The sequence below is a fragment of the Musicola keenii genome (assembly GCF_014855505.1).
Classification (GTDB): domain Bacteria; phylum Pseudomonadota; class Gammaproteobacteria; order Enterobacterales; family Enterobacteriaceae; genus Musicola; species Musicola paradisiaca.
The window spans coordinates 46,234-66,235 of record NZ_JAAWVW010000015.1 but is presented as its reverse complement, the minus strand read 5'-3'; the positions used below and the strand labels follow the sequence as shown (position 1 = coordinate 66,235).

Here is a 20,002-nt window from a genome sequence, read left to right as displayed (position 1 = left end):
AAAGACTTGTAGTGATTATTCCGATAAGTAACGATTCTGTGGGGTAGCCCGCAGTTTTATTTTTTATGTATGAATTCAAGGGAGAAATTCGATGTTAAAAAACATCAGGGTCAGGCACAGCCTGCTTGCGCTGGTCGGCGCTATGCTGCTGCTATTGGCGATTGTTGTCGGGATCGGCACCAGCGCCATCAGTCAGGGGAACCGTTCGCTGGTCTCCATCGACAAAATTCAGGGCAAGGAGCTGAGCGCGTTGTCAGCCAGCTACATCGCCACATTACGAGCCCGCACTGCTGCCGCGCAAGCGGTTCGTCTGTATGAGACCGGTCAGATCGATCAGGCGAAAGAGACGCTGTCCCGGGCGGAAAAATACCTGGCGCTGTCGCGGCAGGAGATGGATCGTTTTCTGGGGTATGGCACGGTGACTCAACGCGGCGCCGAGTTGGCTGGACAGATCAAGATCAGCTACGGCGCCTATATCAGTAAGGGGATGGAACCATTACTGGCGGCACTGCGGAAAGAGTATCTCGATGAGTATTACACGGTCATGCAGGAGGCCCTGCCGCCGCTTAGTGCCGACGCGGAAAATGCGATGCACAATTTCAGTGATTTCGCCCAGCAGGTGGGGGAAAACATGGTGGCGCAGGCAGAGGAGGTTGCCAGTAGTCGGCTTATCATTATGGGTATCGCATTCGTTATCGCGCTACTGATGGTCGTGCTGGCGTGGGGGGCAATTCGCCATCTGATCCTGCTGCCGCTGGATGGCTCGGTGCGCCAACTGGAAGCGATTGCGTCCGGCGATTTATCCCGCCCGATTGAGGATGGCGGTCGTAATGAAATCGGCCGTCTGATCCAGGCGATGAAAACCATGCAGCAGGCGTTGGCGGGCGCGGTGTCTCGGGTGCGCGATGCCGGTAGCCAGATAGACATCGGCACCAGCGAGTTGGCTTCCGGCAATAACCATCTGGCAGAACGTACCGAGGAGTCTGCCGCTTCGCTGGAACAGACGGCATCCAGCATGGAACAGCTGGCTGCCACGGTGAAACTGAATGCGGAAAATGCCGATCAGGCCTATCTGTTGGCACAACAGGTATCGACCATCGCGGGCAAAGGCAGCGAGGCCGTCGGTCAGATGCTGGAGAAAATGGGCTTGATCTCCGCCACGGCGGCGCGGGTAGCGGACATTCTAGCGATGATTGACGGTATCGCTTTTCAGACGAATATTCTGGCGCTGAATGCCGCAGTGGAAGCGGCGCGTGCCGGGGAGCAAGGACGGGGATTCGCAGTGGTTGCCGGTGAGGTGCGAAGCCTAGCGCAGCGCAGCGCGCAGTCGGCCAAAGAGATTCGTTTGCTGATGGAAGATTCGCAACGGCAGGTGAATGACGGCAGCGATATTGCCCGCGTTGCGGGTGAAACCATGAATGACGTGACCCGTGCGGTGAACCAGGTGACGGCGCTGATGCATGAGATTTCAACGGCGGTGCACGAACAGAGCAACGGCATCGAACAGGTGAACCAGGCGGTGGCTCAGATGGACGAAGTGGCCCAGCAAAATGCGTCATTGGTGGAGGAGTCGGCCGCAGCGACGCGCTCTTTGGAAGAACAGGCGCGGGAGTTGGCGGCCAGCATGGCGCTATTTAGAGTGGAACGCCAGAATGCCGTAGCGGCGCTTGGCCGGTTCTGAACTGGGACAATGGCGGTGGAATAGCCGCTGGTTGGATGAGGGTTACTGTTTGTCGGCGGGAGGGGCTCCCGCCGTTTTTTTTGCCCGCAGTTTTTTCCAGATGCGGCTTTCCTGGCCACGCCACAGGCGTTGAATATTGTCATGGTGACGCATCAGGATCAGGCAGGAGAGCATCGCGACCGGGAAGGTAAATTGGGGCTTGAACCACCAGACATAAAAAGGGGCGATCAGCGCGCTGACGATGGCACCCAATGATGAATAACCACTCAACAGCACAGTCAACAGCCAGGTGCCGGTCATCAGGCCGGTGAGATCCCAGCCAATCGGCGCGATGGCGCCGAATGCAGTGGCGACACCTTTGCCGCCGCGAAACTGGAAGAAAACGGGGTAGATATGGCCGAGGCAGGCAGCAATGGCCGTCAGGCCCAGATAAAGCGGGCTGCTGCCCAGCAAATAGGCGCCCCATACCGGCAACATCCCTTTCAACACGTCGAAAACCAGCACCGTGGCCGCGGCGGCTTTGCCGCCAATACGCAGCACGTTGGTCGCGCCGGGATTGCCTGACCCTTGCTCCCGGGGATCCGGCAGACCGGCGATCCTGCATACCAGAATCGCACTGGAGATTGAGCCACACAAATAGGCGACGAGAATCATTCCAGGCGCGATAACACTCATAACCGGCTTCCGTTTAATAGGGGGGGTCGTTTTCGTTTCGTTATCTGTGGATAATACGCACTTTCCGCTGGAAGTGGTATCCAGCCGAGGCAAAAACAGGGTATGGCGTGATGGATATCGTATTTATCGAAGAACTTAGCGTGATAACCACCATTGGTGTTTATGACTGGGAACAGACTATTCAGCAGAAGCTGGTGTTCGATATCGAAATGGCGTGGGATAACCGCAAAGCGGCGGCCAGTGATGATGTCAGTGACTGCCTGAGTTATGCCGATGTCAGCGAAGCGGTGATCGCGTTGGTGGGCGGTGGGCGTTTTGCGTTGGTGGAGCGGGTGGCGGAAGAGGTTGCCGCCATGCTGATGCAGCGTTTCGGGATTACCTGGCTGCGTATTCGGGTTGGAAAACCGGGCGCAGTGGCGCAGGCGCGCACGGTCGGGGTGGTGATTGAACGTGGTAATCGGTGACGGATTGTTACATAAACCCGCCTTTTTCTTAAGGTAAACAAAAGGTAATCCTATTATTTTAGGGCGCTCCGTATTTACGGAGTCGAACCGTGGCGGCCTGCGATGATCAGCGCCGCTTTTTTATGTGCAGGGGAGTGGGTTTCATGGCGGATGTACATACGTTGCTGGTGGCGTTCATTCTGGGGATTGTGGAAGGGCTCACCGAGTTTTTACCGGTATCGTCGACCGGACACATGATCATTGTCGGTCATCTGTTGGGATTTGAGGGCGATACGGCTAAAACATTTGAAGTCATTATCCAATTGGGGTCGATCCTGGCGGTGGTGGTGGTGTTCTGGCGCCGGCTGTTCGGGCTGATTGGCATCCATTTCGGGCAAGTTCCGCATGAAGGGCGGGGGAATGGGCATCTGACGCTGGGGCATATCCTGCTGGCGATGATCCCGGCCGTGGTGCTGGGGCTGGTGTTTCATGATGCCATCAAGACGCTGTTCAACCCGACAACGGTCTCCTACGCGCTGGTCGCCGGAGGGATCCTGTTACTGCTCGCCGAGTGGGTACGCCCGACGCGCCCTCGCGCCGAAGGCCTGGACGACATCACTTATGGACAGGCGTTTCTGATTGGTTGTTTCCAGTGTCTGGCGCTGTGGCCGGGTTTCTCACGTTCCGGCGCGACCATTTCGGGGGGGATGTTGTTCGGTGTGAGCCGTTATGCCGCTTCCGAGTTCTCCTTTATTTTGGCGGTACCGATGATGCTGGGGGCCAGCGCGCTGGATCTGTACAAAAGCTGGCACTTCCTGTCGCTGGCGGATTTACCCGTATTTGCAGTGGGTTTCGTTACCGCATTCGTGGTGGCGATGATCGCCATCAAAACGTTCCTGCAGTTGATCAAACGTATTTCGTTTATTCCTTTCGCGATTTACCGCTTTATCGTCGCTGCCGCTGTCTGGCTGGTGTTCATGTAATTTCCCGACGCTGGGCGCATTCTGACATCGAACGTCGGCATGCGCCCGCTGCGTGTTGTTCCGGGTTACTCGGCCGGCGTCGATTGGCTGGTTTTCCAGTTCTCCAGCGCCTGATGGCGTCTACGATGCATCTCTTCACGGATCGCGCCGTGACGGAACCCGGCGGCCACCACCTCCGCGCTGGTGACTTGACTGGCAATCTTGAACGCCTCGCGCAGATAGTCGCCCTGCGGGTAGGGATTCTGTTCAAAACCGGCTCGGCCGCGTGCGTCCGACTCGCTGCTGATGATCAACTGCTCCAGTCGTTGCGGTTTACGCCATACGTCGATGGCGTCGAACAGTTTCAGCAGCGTTTGCGGCCGTAGAATCTGCACGGTATGCACTAGATCGTGGTATTCCGTCACCAGACAAGCGAGATCGCGCGGCGCGTTGGGAACGCGCAAACGCTGACACAGTGCCTGTACCAGCGGTACGCCTGCCGGCCCGTGACCATGATGACGGGGCCATAACGCTTGTGGGGTCAGGCCCTTGCCCACGTCATGGCACAGCACAGCGAAACGGATGTCGATATCCGGGCTGAGGCGGGCCGCCATAGACAGACTCATCATGACATGGATACCGGTGTCGATTTCCGGGTGCCATCTGGCCGGCGCCGGTACGCCGTAAAGCCGGTCGATTTCAGGGAACAACACCGCCAGCGCGCCACAATCGCGCAGTACCTGAAAGTAAACCTGCGGATCATCCGTGCCGAGCGCTTTTTCCGTTTCCTTCCATACGCGCTCCGGCGTCAGATAATCCAGATCGCCGGCTCGGGTCATCATCTGCATCAGCATCAGGGTTTCTTCGGCGATATGAAACCCCAGATGGGCGTAACGGGCGGCGAAGCGCGCGACCCGCAACACGCGCAGCGGATCTTCACTAAACGCATCGGAGACATGGCGCAGGATGCGATCCTGCAAATCCTGCTGGCCGCCGTAAGGGTCGATCAACCGCCCGGCATCATCCTGTGCAATAGCGTTGATGGTCAGATCCCGTCGCAGCAGATCCTCCTCCAGCGTAATATCCGGCGTCGCCTGACAGACAAAGCCGGTATAACCGTGGCCGGATTTGCGTTCGGTACGCGCCAGCGCGTATTCCTCTTTGGTTTCCGGATGCAGGAATACCGGGAAATCCCGCCCGACCTGTTGATAGCCTTGTTGCAGCATCGCTTCCGGGGTGGCGCCGACCACCACCCAGTCGCGTTCTGTAACCGGACGCTCCAGCAGGTTGTCACGCACGGCGCCCCCCACGAGGTATATATTCAAACCCGTCTCCCGATATGGTGATGCCCGTCAACCGGCCGAATTCGGCCCCGTTCCGGGCGACGCAAACTGTTTCAATGCGTATTGTTGACTAACCCGTGTTGCATCTCAATGGCGAGAAAAATGAAACGCGAGGCGGCTCGCCTCTTTGGGGAGATCGGAACGTGTTTGGGGGGATCGGAACAGGGTTGGAAATGGCGCGGGCCCGTCAGGCCTGTGCGCTGACGGGGTTTGGCTACCAGCGTTCGGCTTTTTTGCGGCGCGGCATCAGATACGGCAGCAGCAGCCCTAGCAGTAGACCACCGCCGGCCACGCCGCCGCCGTACATAAACCACTGCATGATCAGCATGCGTTGCTTATCGTCTAATTGCAGGCTGGCGGCGTTGAGTTTTTTCTGTGCGACCGCTAACTGGGTTTTCAGATCCTGGTTTTCCCGCTGTAGTTCGGTGATGGCGCTGTCGCTGGCGCCCACTTTCTGCTGCAAGCCGGCGGTGCGTTGGTTCCAGTCGCCATTGATGCGGTTGAGCTGATCCGTCAGGGTCTGTACCTGGTGCTCCAGTTCAGGAACCCGGGCTTTCAGACTGGGGGTTTCGCTGAGTTGGTCAAGTGCAATCCAGCTGGCGCGGCCTTTGTCATCGCGGATTTGGGCGTAGCCTGCGTCACGATTGATGCCGAGGACGGTAACGGTTTCTCCGGCATTTAGCGCACCGACGATACGGTATTGGTTGCCGGGGCCGCTACGGCTATAGGTGGTCAGATCGTCGGAAATATAGCGTTTTTCTTCGGCGCGTAGGCCGAAGGCGAGCAGCAACGTGGACAGGCTGAGGGAGAGTAAGATTAATTTTTTCATCATATCAATAAGTTATTCCGTCTCTGAGTGAGTGGTTAGCGGGCTAAGTCTGACGAGACGGGCGCAAAACCTGAATGAGAACTCTCCTATCTTGCCTTGTCCGGCGGACGGCGTGCGGCAACAGTGGCAACCTAAAGTAAAATGTTATTTACTGGCGGCATTTCCGCAGCATCCGGTGCAACAGACCATGAGTGAAGAGATTGAATTAAAATTTATTGTCCATCCCGATTCCGTCGACGCCTTGCGCGAACAACTGAATCACTGGCAGAGCGATTTCAGCCATTGCAACCGCCTGCAGGCCTGCCATCTGGCCAACATTTACTACGAAACCCCGGACGGCTATTTGCGCGCTAACGGTATTGGTCTCCGGGTTCGCGGGGAAAACGGCCACTACGAAATGACGGCGAAAACCGCCGGAAAAGTGGTGGGCGGGCTGCATCAGCATCCGGAATACAATGTGGCGTTGACCGGGCCGCAGCTGGCTGTCGCGCTGCTGCCGACCGAAATTTGGCCGGAGGGATGTGACGTCGAGTGGTTGGCGTCGGCTCTTAACCCATTGTTCAGCACAGATTTTTCCCGGGAAGTATGGGCGGTGACTTACCGTCAGAGTGTGCTCGAGGTGGCATTCGACCGTGGTGAAGTCGTTGCGGGGGAACAGCGTGAACCGATTTGCGAGCTTGAACTGGAGTTGAAAGTCGGTCAGCAGGAGGATTTGCTGTCCTTTGCCGACGAGCTGGTGGATATCGGCGGTCTGCGTCAGGGCAGCCTGAGCAAGGCGGCGCGCGGGTATCATCTCGCTAAGGGCAACCCGCCGCGGGAACGGCGCCCGCTGGGGATTGTGCCGACGGAAGAGAAAATGACGCTCGATCAGGGGATCGCCGCCGGGTTGGAGTATGCGCTCGCTCACTGGCAATACCATGAGGAGCTGTGGGCGCGAGGCAACAGCGAAGCGCGTCTGTCGTTACGCGACGCCGCAGGCATGATGCGTGAACTGCTGGTGTTGGTGGGCGGTGTCGTGCCGCGCAAGGTGACGACGCTATTCCGCGCCGCGCTGAATAATCTGGAAGCGTTGGTGGAGTCATCACCGGATGCGGAGCCGTTGTGTTACCAGAGTCACTATCTGAAAGACAAAATGGTGCTGGTGTCCTGGTTGCTGGAGGATGGCTGGCGTCAGCACATGGATAATCGTGAGCGTATGCGGCTGCAAAGCTCGTATAAACGTTTCGCCGATATCATGATGAGCCGCTGTCTGGCGGATCTGAAAACCAGTTTCGGTCGCCCACTCGATGCTTTGCATTATGCGCAGCAACTGCCGCGTTTGCAGCGCGGTTTGTTCGCTTTTCTACTGCTGGGGGGCTTTTACCCAGAGGCGTCAGTTCGGCAGTATCTCAGGTTGTGGCACGAACTGAATCGGATGATCGCCGAGCTGCCCTCGGATAGCCCGGTGCCGGATCTGCTGGAAGCATGCCGCAGAGCGGCTGTCTCACAATCGCAGTTCTGGCTGCACAGCGGTCAGTAATCGGTGTTGGTCAATGCCGGGGGATCCCCCGGCAGTGCTTTACATGGCCCCGTCGCCGCCTATTCCACTGCAGATGCCGCCTTGCTCCACGGCGACAACCGGACGTTATTACAAGGATATCGTTATGCCCAGTCACTCCAGACCGCAGTTTCCTTTGTCTGCCCCTTTGATTGAACAGGCCCGCCGGGCAGTTTCGCGGCTAACCGACATGGCGGAAACATTGCCGCCGGACGCCGGCGCCGTGGCGGCGAACAGCGACTTCGTCGTCGAGGCGTTGGGCCGCTATCCTGCTTGGGGACAAGCGTTGTTGCAGCAGGCGCCGCAGCCGGACGAGTGGCGGCAGTATGCTGACTGGTTGGCGGCGGAAACCGGCGATGTGGCTGATGAACATGCGCTGATGCGGGTTTTACGTGTGTTCCGCCGACGGATGCTGGTGCGCATCGCCTGGGGACAGTGGCTCGGCATCAGTACCACGGAACAGACACTGACCCAATTGAGCGTGTTGGCGGAAACGCTGATCGTGGCGGCGCGTGACTGGCTGTATGACCTTTGTTGCCGGGAATGGGGGACGCCGTGCAATGCCGAAGGCGCGCCGCAACCGCTGTTGATTCTGGGGATGGGCAAACTGGGCGGCGGCGAACTGAACTTTTCTTCCGATATCGATCTGATTTTTGCTTACCCGGAAAACGGACAAACCCGTGGCGGACGGCGTGAACTGGACAATGCGCAGTTTTTTACCCGCCTGGGACAGCGCCTGATCAAAGCGCTCGATCAACAAACCGCAGATGGTTTTGTCTACCGGGTAGACATGCGTCTGCGGCCGTTTGGCGACAGCGGCCCGCTGGTAATGAGCTTCGCCGCGTTGGAGGATTACTATCAGGAGCAGGGGCGCGATTGGGAGCGTTACGCCATGGTGAAGGCGCGTCTGATGGGCGGTAGCGAAGACGCCTATAGCCAGGAACTGACCAATATGCTCAGGCCCTTTGTGTTCCGCCGGTATATCGATTTCAGCGTGATTCAGTCGCTACGCAATATGAAGAGCATGATTGCCCGCGAAGTCCGTCGCCGTGATTTACGCAACAACATCAAGCTGGGGGCGGGCGGTATCCGCGAGGTCGAGTTTATTACCCAGGTGTTCCAGTTGATCCGCGGCGGACGCGAGCCAGGGCTACAACGGCGTTCGCTGTTGCCGACGCTGGTGCAGGTGGAGGCGTTGGGGTTGTTGACGTCTGAGCAAGTCGGTTGTTTGCGCGACGCTTACCTGTTTCTGCGGCGGCTGGAAAACCTGTTGCAGTCGATCGCCGACGAGCAGACCCAGACCCTGCCGGAGGATGCGCTGAACCAGGCGCGATTGGCCTGGGGAATGGCGTGTGCGGATTGGACACAGCTAAGTGAACGTTTACATCAGAAGATGTCGGCGGTACGCCGGGTGTTCGACGAATTGATTGGCGATGATGCGCCGGACGGCAGTGAAACCCCGGAGCACAGCCATTACAACAGCCTGTGGCAGGATCTGCTGGACGGCGATGAGCTGGCGACTCTCACGCCGGAGTTAACGGTAGCGGTGAGAGAGAACCTGTTGTTCCGGATACAGGATTTCCGTAACGAACTGGCGCGCCGCACTATCGGCCCCCGCGGCCGGGATGTGCTCGATCATTTAATGCCCGCGCTGTTGGCTGAAGCCTGCCGCCATGCGCAGGCGGATGTGATCATTACCCGTATTACGCCACTGCTGCTAGGGATTGTGACCCGAACCACTTATCTGGAACTGTTGCTGGAGTCCCGTGCGGCGCTGAAGCATCTGATCCGGCTGTGCGCCGCTTCGCCGATGATCGCCAGCCAACTGGCGCGTTACCCGCTGTTGCTCGATGAGTTGCTGGATCCCGCCACGTTGTATCAACCCACGGCGCCAAACGCCTATGCCGATGAACTGCGCCAGTATCTGATGCGTGTACCGGAAGAAGACGAAGAGCAACAGCTGGAGGCGTTGCGCCAGTTCAAACAGGCCCAGCATTTGCGTATTGCCGCTGCGGATATCGCGGGTGCATTGCCGGTGATGAAAGTGAGCGATCACTTAACCTATCTGGCGGAGGCGATCATCGCCGCCGTGGTGCAACAGGCGTGGAACCAGATGGTGGCGCGTTATGGGCAGCCGTCTCACCTGACCGAGGAGGTGGGGCGCGGTTTCGCTGTGGTGGGGTACGGTAAATTGGGCGGGTGGGAACTGGGCTATAGTTCCGATCTGGATCTGGTGTTCCTGATCGATTGCCCGACCGATGCGGTGACGAACGGCGAGCGCAGCATCGACGGCCGCCAGTTCTACCTGCGGCTGGCGCAACGGGTGATGCATCTGTTTAGCACCCGGACGTCGTCCGGCATTCTATACGAGGTGGATGCGCGGCTGCGGCCATCCGGCGCAGCGGGCATGCTGGTGAGTTCGGTGGAAGCGTTTGAAGATTATCAGCAGCACGAAGCCTGGACTTGGGAACATCAGGCGCTGGTGCGCGCTAGAGTGGTATACGGCGAACCTGCCATCCAGCAGCAATTCGATCGCATTCGCCAGCAGATCCTGTGTCGTGAGCGCGATGCCGAGATGCTACGTACCGAAGTGCGGGAGATGCGGGAAAAAATGCGTCAGCATCACGGCAGCAAAGATGCCGCCAGCTTCGATATCAAAGCCGATGCCGGCGGGATTACCGATATCGAATTTATCGCGCAGTATCTGATGTTGCGTTACGCCGCGCAGGAGCCGAGGCTGACGCGCTGGTCCGATAATGTGCGTATTCTGGAACTGATGGCGCAGCATGACGTGATGGCCGACGAAGAAGCCGATGCCTTGCGTTTGGCTTATATCACTATGCGCGATGAAATCCACCATCTGGCATTGCAGGAGTTGCCCGGCAGGGTGAGCGCTGATCAGTTCTGCGCTGAACGCCATCAGGTGCAACAGAGTTGGGCGCGCTGGCTGGATTGACCCCGTCACCGGCGCTGCGCCGTTCGTTGGCTGGCGTACAACGTCGGGGTGGGTTTTCGGACTTAGGGTAACGGCCTTTCGCTCTGGTTTCAGCATTTGACGCCGGCCGGTTATTTCCTGTTGGTGCGCGGATTTTCGTGCGGAAAACGGTGTCGTTGTGTGAGCTGTGGTAGTATAGCGCGCGTTAAAAATGAACCTGTTTTTGGAGCCAGGGAATGAAAGTTACGCTACCCGATTTTCGTCATGCTGCGGTGTTGGTTGTGGGCGATGTGATGCTGGATCGCTACTGGTATGGGCCGACCAGCCGTATTTCTCCGGAAGCGCCGGTGCCGGTGGTCAAAGTGGATACCATTGAGGAACGTCCCGGCGGTGCGGCGAACGTGGCAATGAACATTGCCGCGCTGGGAGCCGGTTCCCGGCTGGTGGGGCTAACTGGCATTGATGATGCTGCCCGCGCCCTCAGCGCCAGGCTGAACGAAGTGAACGTGAAGTGTGATTTTGTTTCCGTTCCGACCCATCCCACCATTACCAAACTGCGCGTACTTTCCCGCAATCAGCAGCTTATCCGGCTGGATTTTGAAGAAGGCTTTGAGCGTGTTGATCCGCAACCGATGCTTGATCGTATTCAGCAGGCGTTGCCGAAAATCGGCGCGTTGGTGCTGTCCGATTACGCCAAGGGCGCGTTGGCGCATGTGCAGAATATGATCCAACTGGCGCGCGCCGCCGGCGTGCCGGTGCTGATCGACCCGAAAGGCACCGATTTCGCCCGCTATCGCGGTGCGACGCTGTTGACGCCGAATCTGTCGGAGTTCGAGGCGGTGGCCGGCCGTTGCAAAGACGAAGACGATCTGGTGGCGCGCGGTATGAAGCTGCTGGCGGATTTTGACTTTTCCGCGTTATTGATTACTCGCTCCGAGCAAGGCATGACGCTGCTGCAACCCGGCAAAACCCCGTTGCATCTGCCGACACAGGCGCAGGAGGTTTATGACGTGACTGGCGCCGGTGATACGGTGATCGGTGTGCTGGCGGCGTCGCTGGCGGCGGGTAAACCGCTGGAAGAAGCCTGTTTTCTGTCTAATGCGGCGGCAGGCGTGGTGGTCGGTAAGTTGGGGACATCCACCGTCAGCCCGATTGAACTGGAGAACGCGGTGCGTGGCCGCGCCGATACCGGCTTTGGCGTGATGACCGAAGAACAGCTCAAACAGGCGGTGGCGCTGGCCCGTCAGCGCGGCGAAAGGATCGTGATGACCAATGGTTGCTTCGATATTCTTCACGCCGGGCATGTATCTTATCTGGCGAATGCCCGTCGTCTGGGCGATCGCCTGATCGTCGCGGTCAACAGCGATGACTCCACTCGCCGTCTGAAAGGGCCGACCCGGCCGATCAATCCGCTGATGCAACGAATGATCGTCCTGGGTGCGCTGGAGGCGGTGGACTGGGTGGTACCGTTTGAAGAGGACACGCCGCAGCGCCTGATTGCCGACGTGTTGCCGGATATTCTGGTGAAAGGCGGCGATTATAAACCGGAAGATATCGCCGGTAGCAAAGAGGTTTGGGCGAATGGCGGCGACGTGCAGGTGCTGAATTTTGAAGACGGTTGCTCGACGACCAATATTATCAACACCATCCTGACCCGAGACTAACGGGCGGTATCATGTCAGAAAAAAAGCCGATGCCCATAAATGATGCTTCCGCCGCCGCAGTGCAGATTGATGCGCTGCGTGCCCAGCTGCGTTATCACGAATACAAGTATCACGTCGAAGATGCCCCGGAAATTCCTGATGCGGAATACGACAAGCTGATGAACGCGCTGAAGCTGCTGGAGCAGGCGCATCCCGAGTGGGTGACGTCGGATTCGCCGACCCAACGGGTGGGGGCGACGCCGTTGGCGGGGTTCGATAACGTTCAACATGAAGTCCCGATGTTGTCGCTGGACAATGTATTTGACGCAGAGAGTTTTCAGGCTTTCGTGAAACGTATCGGCGATCGGTTGAAAAGCGACGATGCCCTGAGGTTTTGTTGCGAGCTGAAGCTGGACGGCCTGGCGGTGAGTTTGTTGTACGAGGACGGCGTGCTGGTGCGCGCGGCGACGCGCGGCGATGGTTCCACCGGTGAAAATATCACCTCCAATATCCGTACCATCGGTGCGATACCGCTGCGGTTGCAGGGTGACAATATTCCGCGTCGCCTGGAAGTGCGCGGAGAAGTGTTTATGAAGCATAAAGGCTTCGAGGCGCTCAACGACGAGGCGCGCCGTACCGGCGGCAAGGTGTTTGCCAATCCGCGTAATGCGGCGGCAGGCTCGTTGCGTCAGCTCGATCCGCGCATTACCGCTAAACGTCCCTTGACGTTTTTCTGCTACGGCGTGGGGTTGATGGAGGGCGGTTCATTGCCCGACAGCCACTGGCAGCGACTGATGCGGTTTCGCGAGTGGGGGTTGCCGGTCAGTGATCGTATCCGATTGTGTACCGGCGGTGATGAGGTGCTGGCGTTTTACCAGCATGTAGAAGCGGTACGCGATACGCTGGGATTTGATATCGACGGCGTGGTGATCAAAGTCGATGATTTGGCGTTGCAGGAACGGCTGGGGTTTGTCGCGCGTGCGCCGCGTTGGGCTGTGGCGTTCAAATTCCCGGCGCAGGAACAGCTGACCTGGCTGCGCGATGTGGAGTTTCAGGTAGGGCGCACCGGCGCCATCACACCGGTTGCCAGATTGGAGCCGGTGGCGGTGGCGGGCGTTATCGTCAGCAACGCCACTTTACACAATGCGGATGAGATCGACCGGTTGGGGATCCGGATTGGCGATCGCGTTGCCGTTCGACGTGCTGGTGATGTGATCCCGCAGATTGTCAGCGTGGTATTGCCGGAGCGCCCGGCGGATGCACGCCCGGTAGTGTTTCCGACGCAGTGCCCGGTTTGCGGTTCCGATGTTGAGCGGGTGGACGGTGAAGTGGTGACTCGTTGCACCGGCGGCTTGTTCTGCGCCGCACAACGTAAAGAGGCGCTCAAGCACTTCGTTTCCCGCCGTGCGCTGGATGTGGAAGGGATGGGCGATAAAATTATCGACCAGTTGGTCGAAAAAGAATACGTCAAGACGCCGGCGGATCTGTTTCGTCTGGACATCGGCATTCTTACCCGCCTGGAGCGTATGGGGCCGAAGTCGGCGCAGAATCTGGTGAATGCGCTGGACAAAGCCAGAACCACCACGTTTGCCCGTTTCCTGTATGCGTTGGGCATTCGGGATGTCGGTGAAGCGACGGCCGCTGGCTTGGCCGCGCACTTCGGAACGCTGGACGCGCTGATGACCGCAGATCTGGAAACGCTGCAGCAGGTACCGGATGTCGGCATCGTGGTGGCGACGCACGTGCGGCATTTTCTGGATGAGGAACATAACCAGCAGGTGATTCGCGATCTGATCGGCCCGGAGGTTGGTCTGCGCTGGCCAGATCCGGTGGTGGTCGACTCAGGGACGCTGGATAACCCGTTCGCGGGTAAAACCGTGGTGCTGACGGGGTCGCTCAGCCTGTTGTCCCGCGATGAGGCGAAAGATCGCCTGACGGCGCTGGGTGCGAAGGTCAGCGGCAGTGTGTCGAAGAAAACCGATTTGGTGATCGCGGGCGAGGCGGCAGGCTCCAAACTGGCGAAAGCACAGGAGCTGGGGATCGACGTGATTGATGAAGCGGAAATGATGCGGCTGCTGGGGCAGTAAGCTGATGGAAAAGGACGATTTACTGGCTATTGCCAATACGCAAATGCCGTTTGGCAAATACCAGGGGCGAGCGTTGATCGACCTGCCGGAAGAGTATTTGCTGTGGTTTGCCCGTAAAGGCGAATTTCCGGTTGGGCGCTTGGGTGAGCTGATGCAAATCACGCTGGCGATCAAGATGGAAGGCTTGCAAGGGCTGGTCAAGCCGCTTAAGCGTTAGACGTCGCCGCTGTTATTCGCGGTATCGGGTTCGACCGCTATCAAGGCGGCCTCGGTGCGCATTAACATTTTGCGGTTACTGCCTCGGCGAATGATGGGCCGCAATGCAGCCGAGGGCATCCCGCTTCCCGTTATCGATAAAAAAATCGCGCTCCATGGAGCGCGATTTTTTTATACGATGGATGCGGTCAGATATACACATTGACCAGATTGTTTTCCGTCGGGCGATTAACACCGTCGGCAATAATCGAACTGATACTGATGCTGCCGCCAGAGGAGGACTGACCTGCGCTACTGTCGTTCACCGCGGCGGCCAATTCCGAACTGTTGCCGACATTTTGTTGGGACTGCTGTGATTGCAGTTGCGACAGTTGCGCTTCCAGCGATTGAATTTCAGATTCCACGACCTGCGCCTGCGTTTTAGATGTATCGTCCGTCGAAGACGTTAACCCGGCAAGCTGGCTGGTGAGTTGCTGTATCTTTTGCTGTAGTCGCGCAATCAGCTGACTGTTGCTCTGGTCATCAGATATTCCGTTATAAGACGTTATCGAAGATACGGCGCTGATACCTGACATATGGATTCCTCCCACTGGCCTTTCTCTTGTATTGATTATAGAACATACAATTTCGCGAGAAGGTTAAGACTTATCTGTATCCTGTCGTGCGTTTGTCAGGGTGGGGGGATAAGTGTAAAGGGATATTGCTTTCCAACGGTTATTATTACGTTCGGGTGGGTAGGAAGAGCAACAAAGAAGAAAAAGGCATAACCAGGTTATGCCTCGGTGATGAGTGTCTTTAGATATAAATATCGATCTGGTTTTCGCCGCTGGCCAGGTTTACGCCCTCAGTTTTCTTGGCGGAGTCTGAATCGGAAGATGTGGAAAGGCTGTCTTCCTCAGAATCCATCGTTTGCTGCTGTTGGGCTTGCTGGGCCTGTTGGGCTTGCTGACTCTCAAGTTGCTGGATCTGTGCTTCGATCATTTCGATCTGCTGCTGGATGGCTTCTTGCTGAGTTTGAGCAACACCAGTCGTGTCAGTGGAGCTGGAACTGCTGACTTCTTTAAGTTGCTGAGTCAGTTTCTGCAGCTTCTGGTTTAGCTGGTTAATCTTCTGCGTGTAGTTGGTCGAGCTGGTGCTCGATGAACTACTGCTCGAAGAAACCGCGCTGATACTGGCCATGTTTCCTCCCTTGATATAATTATTGCACCAGGGTGCTTAGTCATTTTCGGCAAGTAATATTGTTTAATTAAGACTCTTTGTTTATAAGCTGGCGATGTTTATATTTGTTGCCGCTGGGTTTTTTACCATAACCTGATTCTTTATTTACCATAAACGTGAATAGCGTCGGTGAGACGGGTTGCCTGGCTATTGAGGCCGGCCGCCACTTCCATCGATTGCTCCACCATGTCGGTATTTCCCGCCGTCATCTGTTCAATCTGAGCGATGGAATCATTAATCAGCGATAGCGCGGAAGTCTGTTCCTGCGTGGTGTTGCTGATCTCCCGAATCATGGTCGCGACCTGATGCACCTCGTTCACGATATCGCTGATATGGTTGCCGGCTTTTTCCACCAGGGCGTTACCGTTCATGACGCTGGTCATGTTGGCGTCGATCAACGTTTTGATTTCTCTGGCGGCGGAAGCGGAATGCTGGGCCAGGCTGCGCACTTCCGCGGCGACGACCGCGAAACCACGCCCTTGTACGCCAGCCCGAGCGGCCTCCACCGCCGCGTTCAGCGCCAGAATATTAGTCTGAAACGCGATGCTGTCAATAACGCCAATAATATCAACCACCTTACGGCTGGCACTGGAGATATCCTCCATCATGTTAATCGTCTCTTGCATGATGTCTCCGCCTTTTCGTGCCGACTGGCTGGCGCTTTCCGACATGTGCGTCGCTTGTGTCGCTGTTTCCGCGCTCTGTTGTACCGCGACGGTGATCTCTTCGATGGCTGCGGCGGTCTGTTGCAAGTTCATGGAGGTTTCTTCGGTTCGGCGGCTCAATGCTTCGTTATTGTCGACCAATTGCTGGCAAACATCCTGCATCCCATTGATTTGCGTGCCGACGTCATCCACTAACGAATGCAGGTTCAAACCGAACTGGTTGACGACCCGCATCAGCAGCCCGATTTCATCGACGCGGTTGAAGCGGATATTGTCCGACTTGCGGCCTGAGACTACCTGCTGAGCCTGCTGCAGAATGGTTTTCAACGGAACGGCGATATGGCGCTGCAGGAATACATCTAATCCACCGATCAGCAGTATGGCGATGACGGCGATGGCTACCGCGTTGACACCGTACAGTGCCAGCGCTGCCGGAATGATGCCACTGGCGAAAACAGCGGCACGCAGCCGCCAACTGACCGGTAGTTTTTGAAAGAGGGATAAAATGGACAACACGCCGGTGCGAACAACCAGACCCTTGTAGAACTTGATGTTGCGCGCTTGCTTGTTCTGCACGGCCTCATACAAAGGCTCTACTTGCCGGACTTCTTCCTGCGTCGGGGGATTGCGAACAGAGATATAACCGGTCAACCGGTTGTTATGATAAACCGGCGTCACATTGGCGCGAACCCAGTAATGGTCGCCGTTTTTTCGCCGGTTTTTTACCAGCCCGGTCCAACTGTCGCCCTGTTGTAGCGTGTACCACATATCGGCAAATGCTTCGATGGGCATATCCGGATGGCGGACAACATTGTGCGGCTCGCCCATTAATTCGGTTTCATCAAAACCGCTGATGCGAATGAACGCGGAATTGGCATAAGTAATGTGACTGTTTACATCCGTGGTTGACATCAATGTCGTGTTGGCATCCAGCACATGCTCCTGTTGTGTGACAGGTGAATTGACTCTCATGAGAAACCCCGATGTCTATATATTGAACCAATACTGTGAAACACGTTGCAGCTGACCACCCATTACATGATGGTCAGATTTAGTCACAGGTTAAGAGGTGGCTTTTTAATTACGCCAAAAGCCAACATATGCGTTGGCGTAACCGGGGCACGATTTTTACAATCTGCCCTGAAGTAAAATATTTTTTATTTTTTACAGGCGGAATTTATGCATCGTATCTGGTTATTGTCAATACAATCATTCGCAATTACTCTTTTTTTAAATGATTCATTAATCCAGATCTGTGTTATAGCCACCGGCGGTTTTTTTTCTTAATAAAAGAACTACAAATTAAATTTGTTATTAACATTGTTATGACAGGAATAGGTCATCATTCATGATGAATAAATCGCAGCGCAAATGTTAATGATCGCGGGGGATTTATAAATAAGTATTAATAATAATATGTGCTCTGAGAATAAATGACGGGGTAAATAAGTATTGATGACATCGGCGTTATTTTATGGCCTCTTCTCCGGAGAGTTAAATGCTTCACGTATTGCCAATCTGTTATGCCCTAAATAATTCGCGACGCAGAAATGTAACAAGTCCGTGATGCGGGGGCGCGACGAATCCACTGGGAACGATGGGAACATACGTGCTGTGGCCTCAAGGGCAACCCCAGAGATGGGCCGAGTCATAAAGCCCACAGCGACAACTCAAATATGACAGGCACAGAGCAAATGTGCGCGAAACCGGCGCCGATTGCCTGACCATCCGCCAGTCCCCCCGAAAGCACATCACATTCGGGGGGCCGTCGGGATTACGTCACGGGTGCCGGGTTAAAGACTGACAAGGCGTTATGCAAGCCCCATCGATCAGACCAGGTCTGTTTCCTGCCGCTGGCAATATCCAAAATGAACTGGAACAACTGCCAACCCACCTGCTCAATGGTGGCTTCGCCGGTGGCGATAGTGCCGGCGTCGATATCCATCAGGTCGTGCCAGCGCTCCGCCAATGCCGAACGGGTCGCCATCTTGATAACCGGCACCGCTTTCAGGCCGTAAGGCGTACCGCGCCCCGTGGTAAATACCTGTACCGTAATGCCCGACGCCATTTGCTGCGTGCCGCAGACGAAGTCGCTGGCGGGCGTAGCGGCGTAAATCAGGCCACGTTTGGTGGGGCGCTGTCCGGGGGACAACACTTCAGCGATAGCGCTGTTACCGGATTTGGCAATCGAACCGAGCGCTTTTTCCACCACGTTCGCCAGCCCGCCTTTTTTGTTGCCGGGGGAGGGGTTGGCGCTGCGGTCGGTTTGGCCGCTGTCCAGATAATTATCGTACCAGGCCATTTCTTCCAGCAGGCGTTTGCCCACCTCTTCGTTAATGGCACGAGGCGTCAGCAGATGGATAGCATCGCGAACTTCCGTCACTTCCGAGAACATAACGGTGGCGCCGCAGCGCACCAGCAGGTCGGAGGCGAAGCCGACCGCCGGATTGGCGGTGACGCCGGAAAAGGCATCGCTACCACCGCATTGCATACCGACGACCAGCTCGGAGGCGGGAACGGTCTCCCGTTTACGTTGGTTCAGATGTTGTAGGTGTTTCTCCGCCATGGCGAGGATATCGTCCACCATGGCTTTGAAACCGACATGGTGCTCATCCTGCAAACGCACAATGCTGGCGTCGTCCAGCGAAATTGGCTGTGCATCCGGCGTCCCTTGCAACAGGCGTTCCGGCTGGAGTTTTTCGCAACCCAGCCCGACGACCAGAATCTCTCCGCCGAAATTGGGGTTGAGCGCCAGGTTATGGATGGTGCGGATTGGCACCACGGCGGCGGGGGCATTGATGGCGACGCCGCATCCGTAGAGATGGTTGAGCGCGACAACGCCATCCACGTTTGGATAGCGTGGTAGCAAGTCCCGTTCAATGATATTGACCACGTAATCCACTACGCCGGCTACACAGTGCACGCTGGTGGTAATGCCCAGCATGTTCTTGGTGCCGACGCTGCCGTCCGGATTGCGGTAGCCTTCGAAGGTATAACCTTCCAGCGCCAGCAATGGTTCGGGTACCTTGGTTGCCAGCGGGAGGGTGTCCAGCGCGGGTGCTTTGGGCAATTCCACCAGTGATTCGTCTATCCAACTTCCCCGGGGAATATCTTTCACGGCGTAACCGATGATTTCGCCGTAACGAACAATCGATGCGCCGCAGGCGATATCGGACAATGCCACTTTATGGCCCTGAGGTACATGCTCCGTCAGCTCCAGACCACAACGAAATCGCGTTCCGGCACGTAGCCCATTATTGTTGACGACAATGGCCACATTATCTGAATCGTGCACTTTGATATAAAGCGGCCGATCCTGTGCCGCCCGGTTTTCTGTATCATTTAACATGATGCAAACCTTTCATAATTATGACATACAGCTTACTTTCACTGCGGATGCTACTTATTTCTTTGCTCCGTGCCAGTATAAATGAGCGGGGAATACACCGGCATTATGCAATTGAATGACATCCCGCAGACTTCGGCTCAATTTATCGTGCGAAAAAACAACCCTGAGTGAGAGTCATCACATTCCAGGTGCGCTGTCTTTGGCACCTGAAATGGCCATCACATTTTCCAATGATAACGCCCGATACGTCGGTTTCGTGAAATAACTCCCAGGCGCTTGGGCGGTTGCCATAACTTCTTTTGTCTACCCTGTAGATTCTTGGGCGTTTATCTAGTGAGCCGCCAAACCGCTGCTTTTATAATTTCTCTCGAAGTCGAAGAGGTCATCGTCGTTTATTTTCGCTGTTCTACTTTTTGCTC

At 56.5% G+C, this 20,002-nt stretch carries 15 protein-coding genes; 8 read left to right on the top strand and 7 right to left on the bottom strand.

Annotation, left to right across the window (positions count from 1 at the left end):
* Positions 1 to 91: 91 nt before the first annotated feature.
* Complete coding sequence (locus HEP82_RS15055; RefSeq protein WP_192458830.1) at positions 92 to 1,681, top strand: methyl-accepting chemotaxis protein; 1,590 nt, start codon at positions 92 to 94, stop codon at positions 1,679 to 1,681.
* Positions 1,682 to 1,723: 42 nt separating this feature from the next.
* Here HEP82_RS15055 and plsY read toward each other — a convergent pair whose 3' ends face one another.
* Positions 1,724 to 2,356 (bottom strand): glycerol-3-phosphate 1-O-acyltransferase PlsY, encoded by a 633-nt coding sequence (gene plsY, locus HEP82_RS15050; protein ID WP_192458829.1) that lies wholly within the window; start codon positions 2,354 to 2,356, stop codon positions 1,724 to 1,726.
* A gap of 110 nt (positions 2,357 to 2,466) precedes the next feature.
* Here plsY and folB point away from each other — a divergent pair, with 110 nt between their 5' ends.
* On the top strand, positions 2,467 to 2,820 hold the full coding sequence (folB, locus tag HEP82_RS15045; RefSeq protein ID WP_192458852.1) for a bifunctional dihydroneopterin aldolase/7,8-dihydroneopterin epimerase: 354 nt from the start codon (positions 2,467 to 2,469) through the stop codon (positions 2,818 to 2,820).
* Between the two features lie 143 nt (positions 2,821 to 2,963).
* Positions 2,964 to 3,782 carry an undecaprenyl-diphosphate phosphatase gene (bacA, locus tag HEP82_RS15040; RefSeq protein WP_012764457.1) on the top strand — a complete coding sequence of 273 codons (819 nt, stop codon included), beginning with the start codon at positions 2,964 to 2,966 and terminating at the stop codon, positions 3,780 to 3,782.
* Between the two features lie 65 nt (positions 3,783 to 3,847).
* Here bacA and HEP82_RS15035 read toward each other — a convergent pair whose 3' ends face one another.
* Both HEP82_RS15035 and HEP82_RS15030 read right to left on the bottom strand, forming a co-directional pair.
* A complete protein-coding gene (locus HEP82_RS15035; protein WP_192458828.1) occupies positions 3,848 to 5,086 on the bottom strand; it encodes a multifunctional CCA addition/repair protein in 1,239 nt (412 codons plus the stop codon).
* Positions 5,087 to 5,318: 232 nt separating this feature from the next.
* Positions 5,319 to 5,933, bottom strand: a complete 615-nt coding sequence (locus HEP82_RS15030; protein WP_192458851.1) for a TIGR04211 family SH3 domain-containing protein — start codon at positions 5,931 to 5,933, stop codon at positions 5,319 to 5,321.
* 187 nt (positions 5,934 to 6,120) lie between these two features.
* Between HEP82_RS15030 and HEP82_RS15025 the strand changes: the two genes are divergently transcribed.
* The 5 genes from HEP82_RS15025 (at position 6,121) to HEP82_RS15005 (ending at position 14,352) form a co-directional block, all read left to right on the top strand.
* Complete coding sequence (locus HEP82_RS15025) at positions 6,121 to 7,452, top strand: CYTH domain-containing protein (protein ID WP_192458850.1); 1,332 nt, start codon at positions 6,121 to 6,123, stop codon at positions 7,450 to 7,452.
* A gap of 124 nt (positions 7,453 to 7,576) precedes the next feature.
* Entirely contained in the window at positions 7,577 to 10,426 is a 2,850-nt protein-coding gene (glnE, locus tag HEP82_RS15020; protein ID WP_192458827.1) for a bifunctional [glutamate--ammonia ligase]-adenylyl-L-tyrosine phosphorylase/[glutamate--ammonia-ligase] adenylyltransferase, read from the top strand.
* A gap of 215 nt (positions 10,427 to 10,641) precedes the next feature.
* Entirely contained in the window at positions 10,642 to 12,069 is a 1,428-nt protein-coding gene (gene hldE / locus HEP82_RS15015; RefSeq protein ID WP_192458826.1) for a bifunctional D-glycero-beta-D-manno-heptose-7-phosphate kinase/D-glycero-beta-D-manno-heptose 1-phosphate adenylyltransferase HldE, read from the top strand.
* A 29-nt stretch (positions 12,070 to 12,098) separates the two neighbouring features.
* A complete protein-coding gene (gene ligA, locus HEP82_RS15010) occupies positions 12,099 to 14,135 on the top strand; it encodes an NAD-dependent DNA ligase LigA (protein WP_407938297.1) in 2,037 nt (678 codons plus the stop codon).
* Positions 14,136 to 14,139: 4 nt separating this feature from the next.
* On the top strand, positions 14,140 to 14,352 hold the full coding sequence (locus HEP82_RS15005; RefSeq protein ID WP_192458824.1) for a DUF3820 family protein: 213 nt from the start codon (positions 14,140 to 14,142) through the stop codon (positions 14,350 to 14,352).
* Positions 14,353 to 14,539: 187 nt separating this feature from the next.
* Here the strand turns inward: HEP82_RS15005 and HEP82_RS15000 are convergent, their stop codons facing one another.
* The 4 genes from HEP82_RS15000 to garD all read right to left on the bottom strand — a co-directional run bounded on the left by HEP82_RS15000 (position 14,540) and on the right by garD (position 19,583).
* On the bottom strand, positions 14,540 to 14,926 hold the full coding sequence (locus HEP82_RS15000) for a FlxA-like family protein (RefSeq protein ID WP_192458823.1): 387 nt from the start codon (positions 14,924 to 14,926) through the stop codon (positions 14,540 to 14,542).
* 220 nt (positions 14,927 to 15,146) lie between these two features.
* Positions 15,147 to 15,530 carry a FlxA-like family protein gene (locus HEP82_RS14995; protein ID WP_192458822.1) on the bottom strand — a complete coding sequence of 128 codons (384 nt, stop codon included), beginning with the start codon at positions 15,528 to 15,530 and terminating at the stop codon, positions 15,147 to 15,149.
* 140 nt (positions 15,531 to 15,670) lie between these two features.
* A complete protein-coding gene (locus HEP82_RS14990; RefSeq protein WP_192458821.1) occupies positions 15,671 to 17,206 on the bottom strand; it encodes a methyl-accepting chemotaxis protein in 1,536 nt (511 codons plus the stop codon).
* An 802-nt stretch (positions 17,207 to 18,008) separates the two neighbouring features.
* Entirely contained in the window at positions 18,009 to 19,583 is a 1,575-nt protein-coding gene (gene garD / locus HEP82_RS14985; RefSeq protein ID WP_192458820.1) for a galactarate dehydratase, read from the bottom strand.
* Positions 19,584 to 20,002 lie beyond the last annotated feature (419 nt).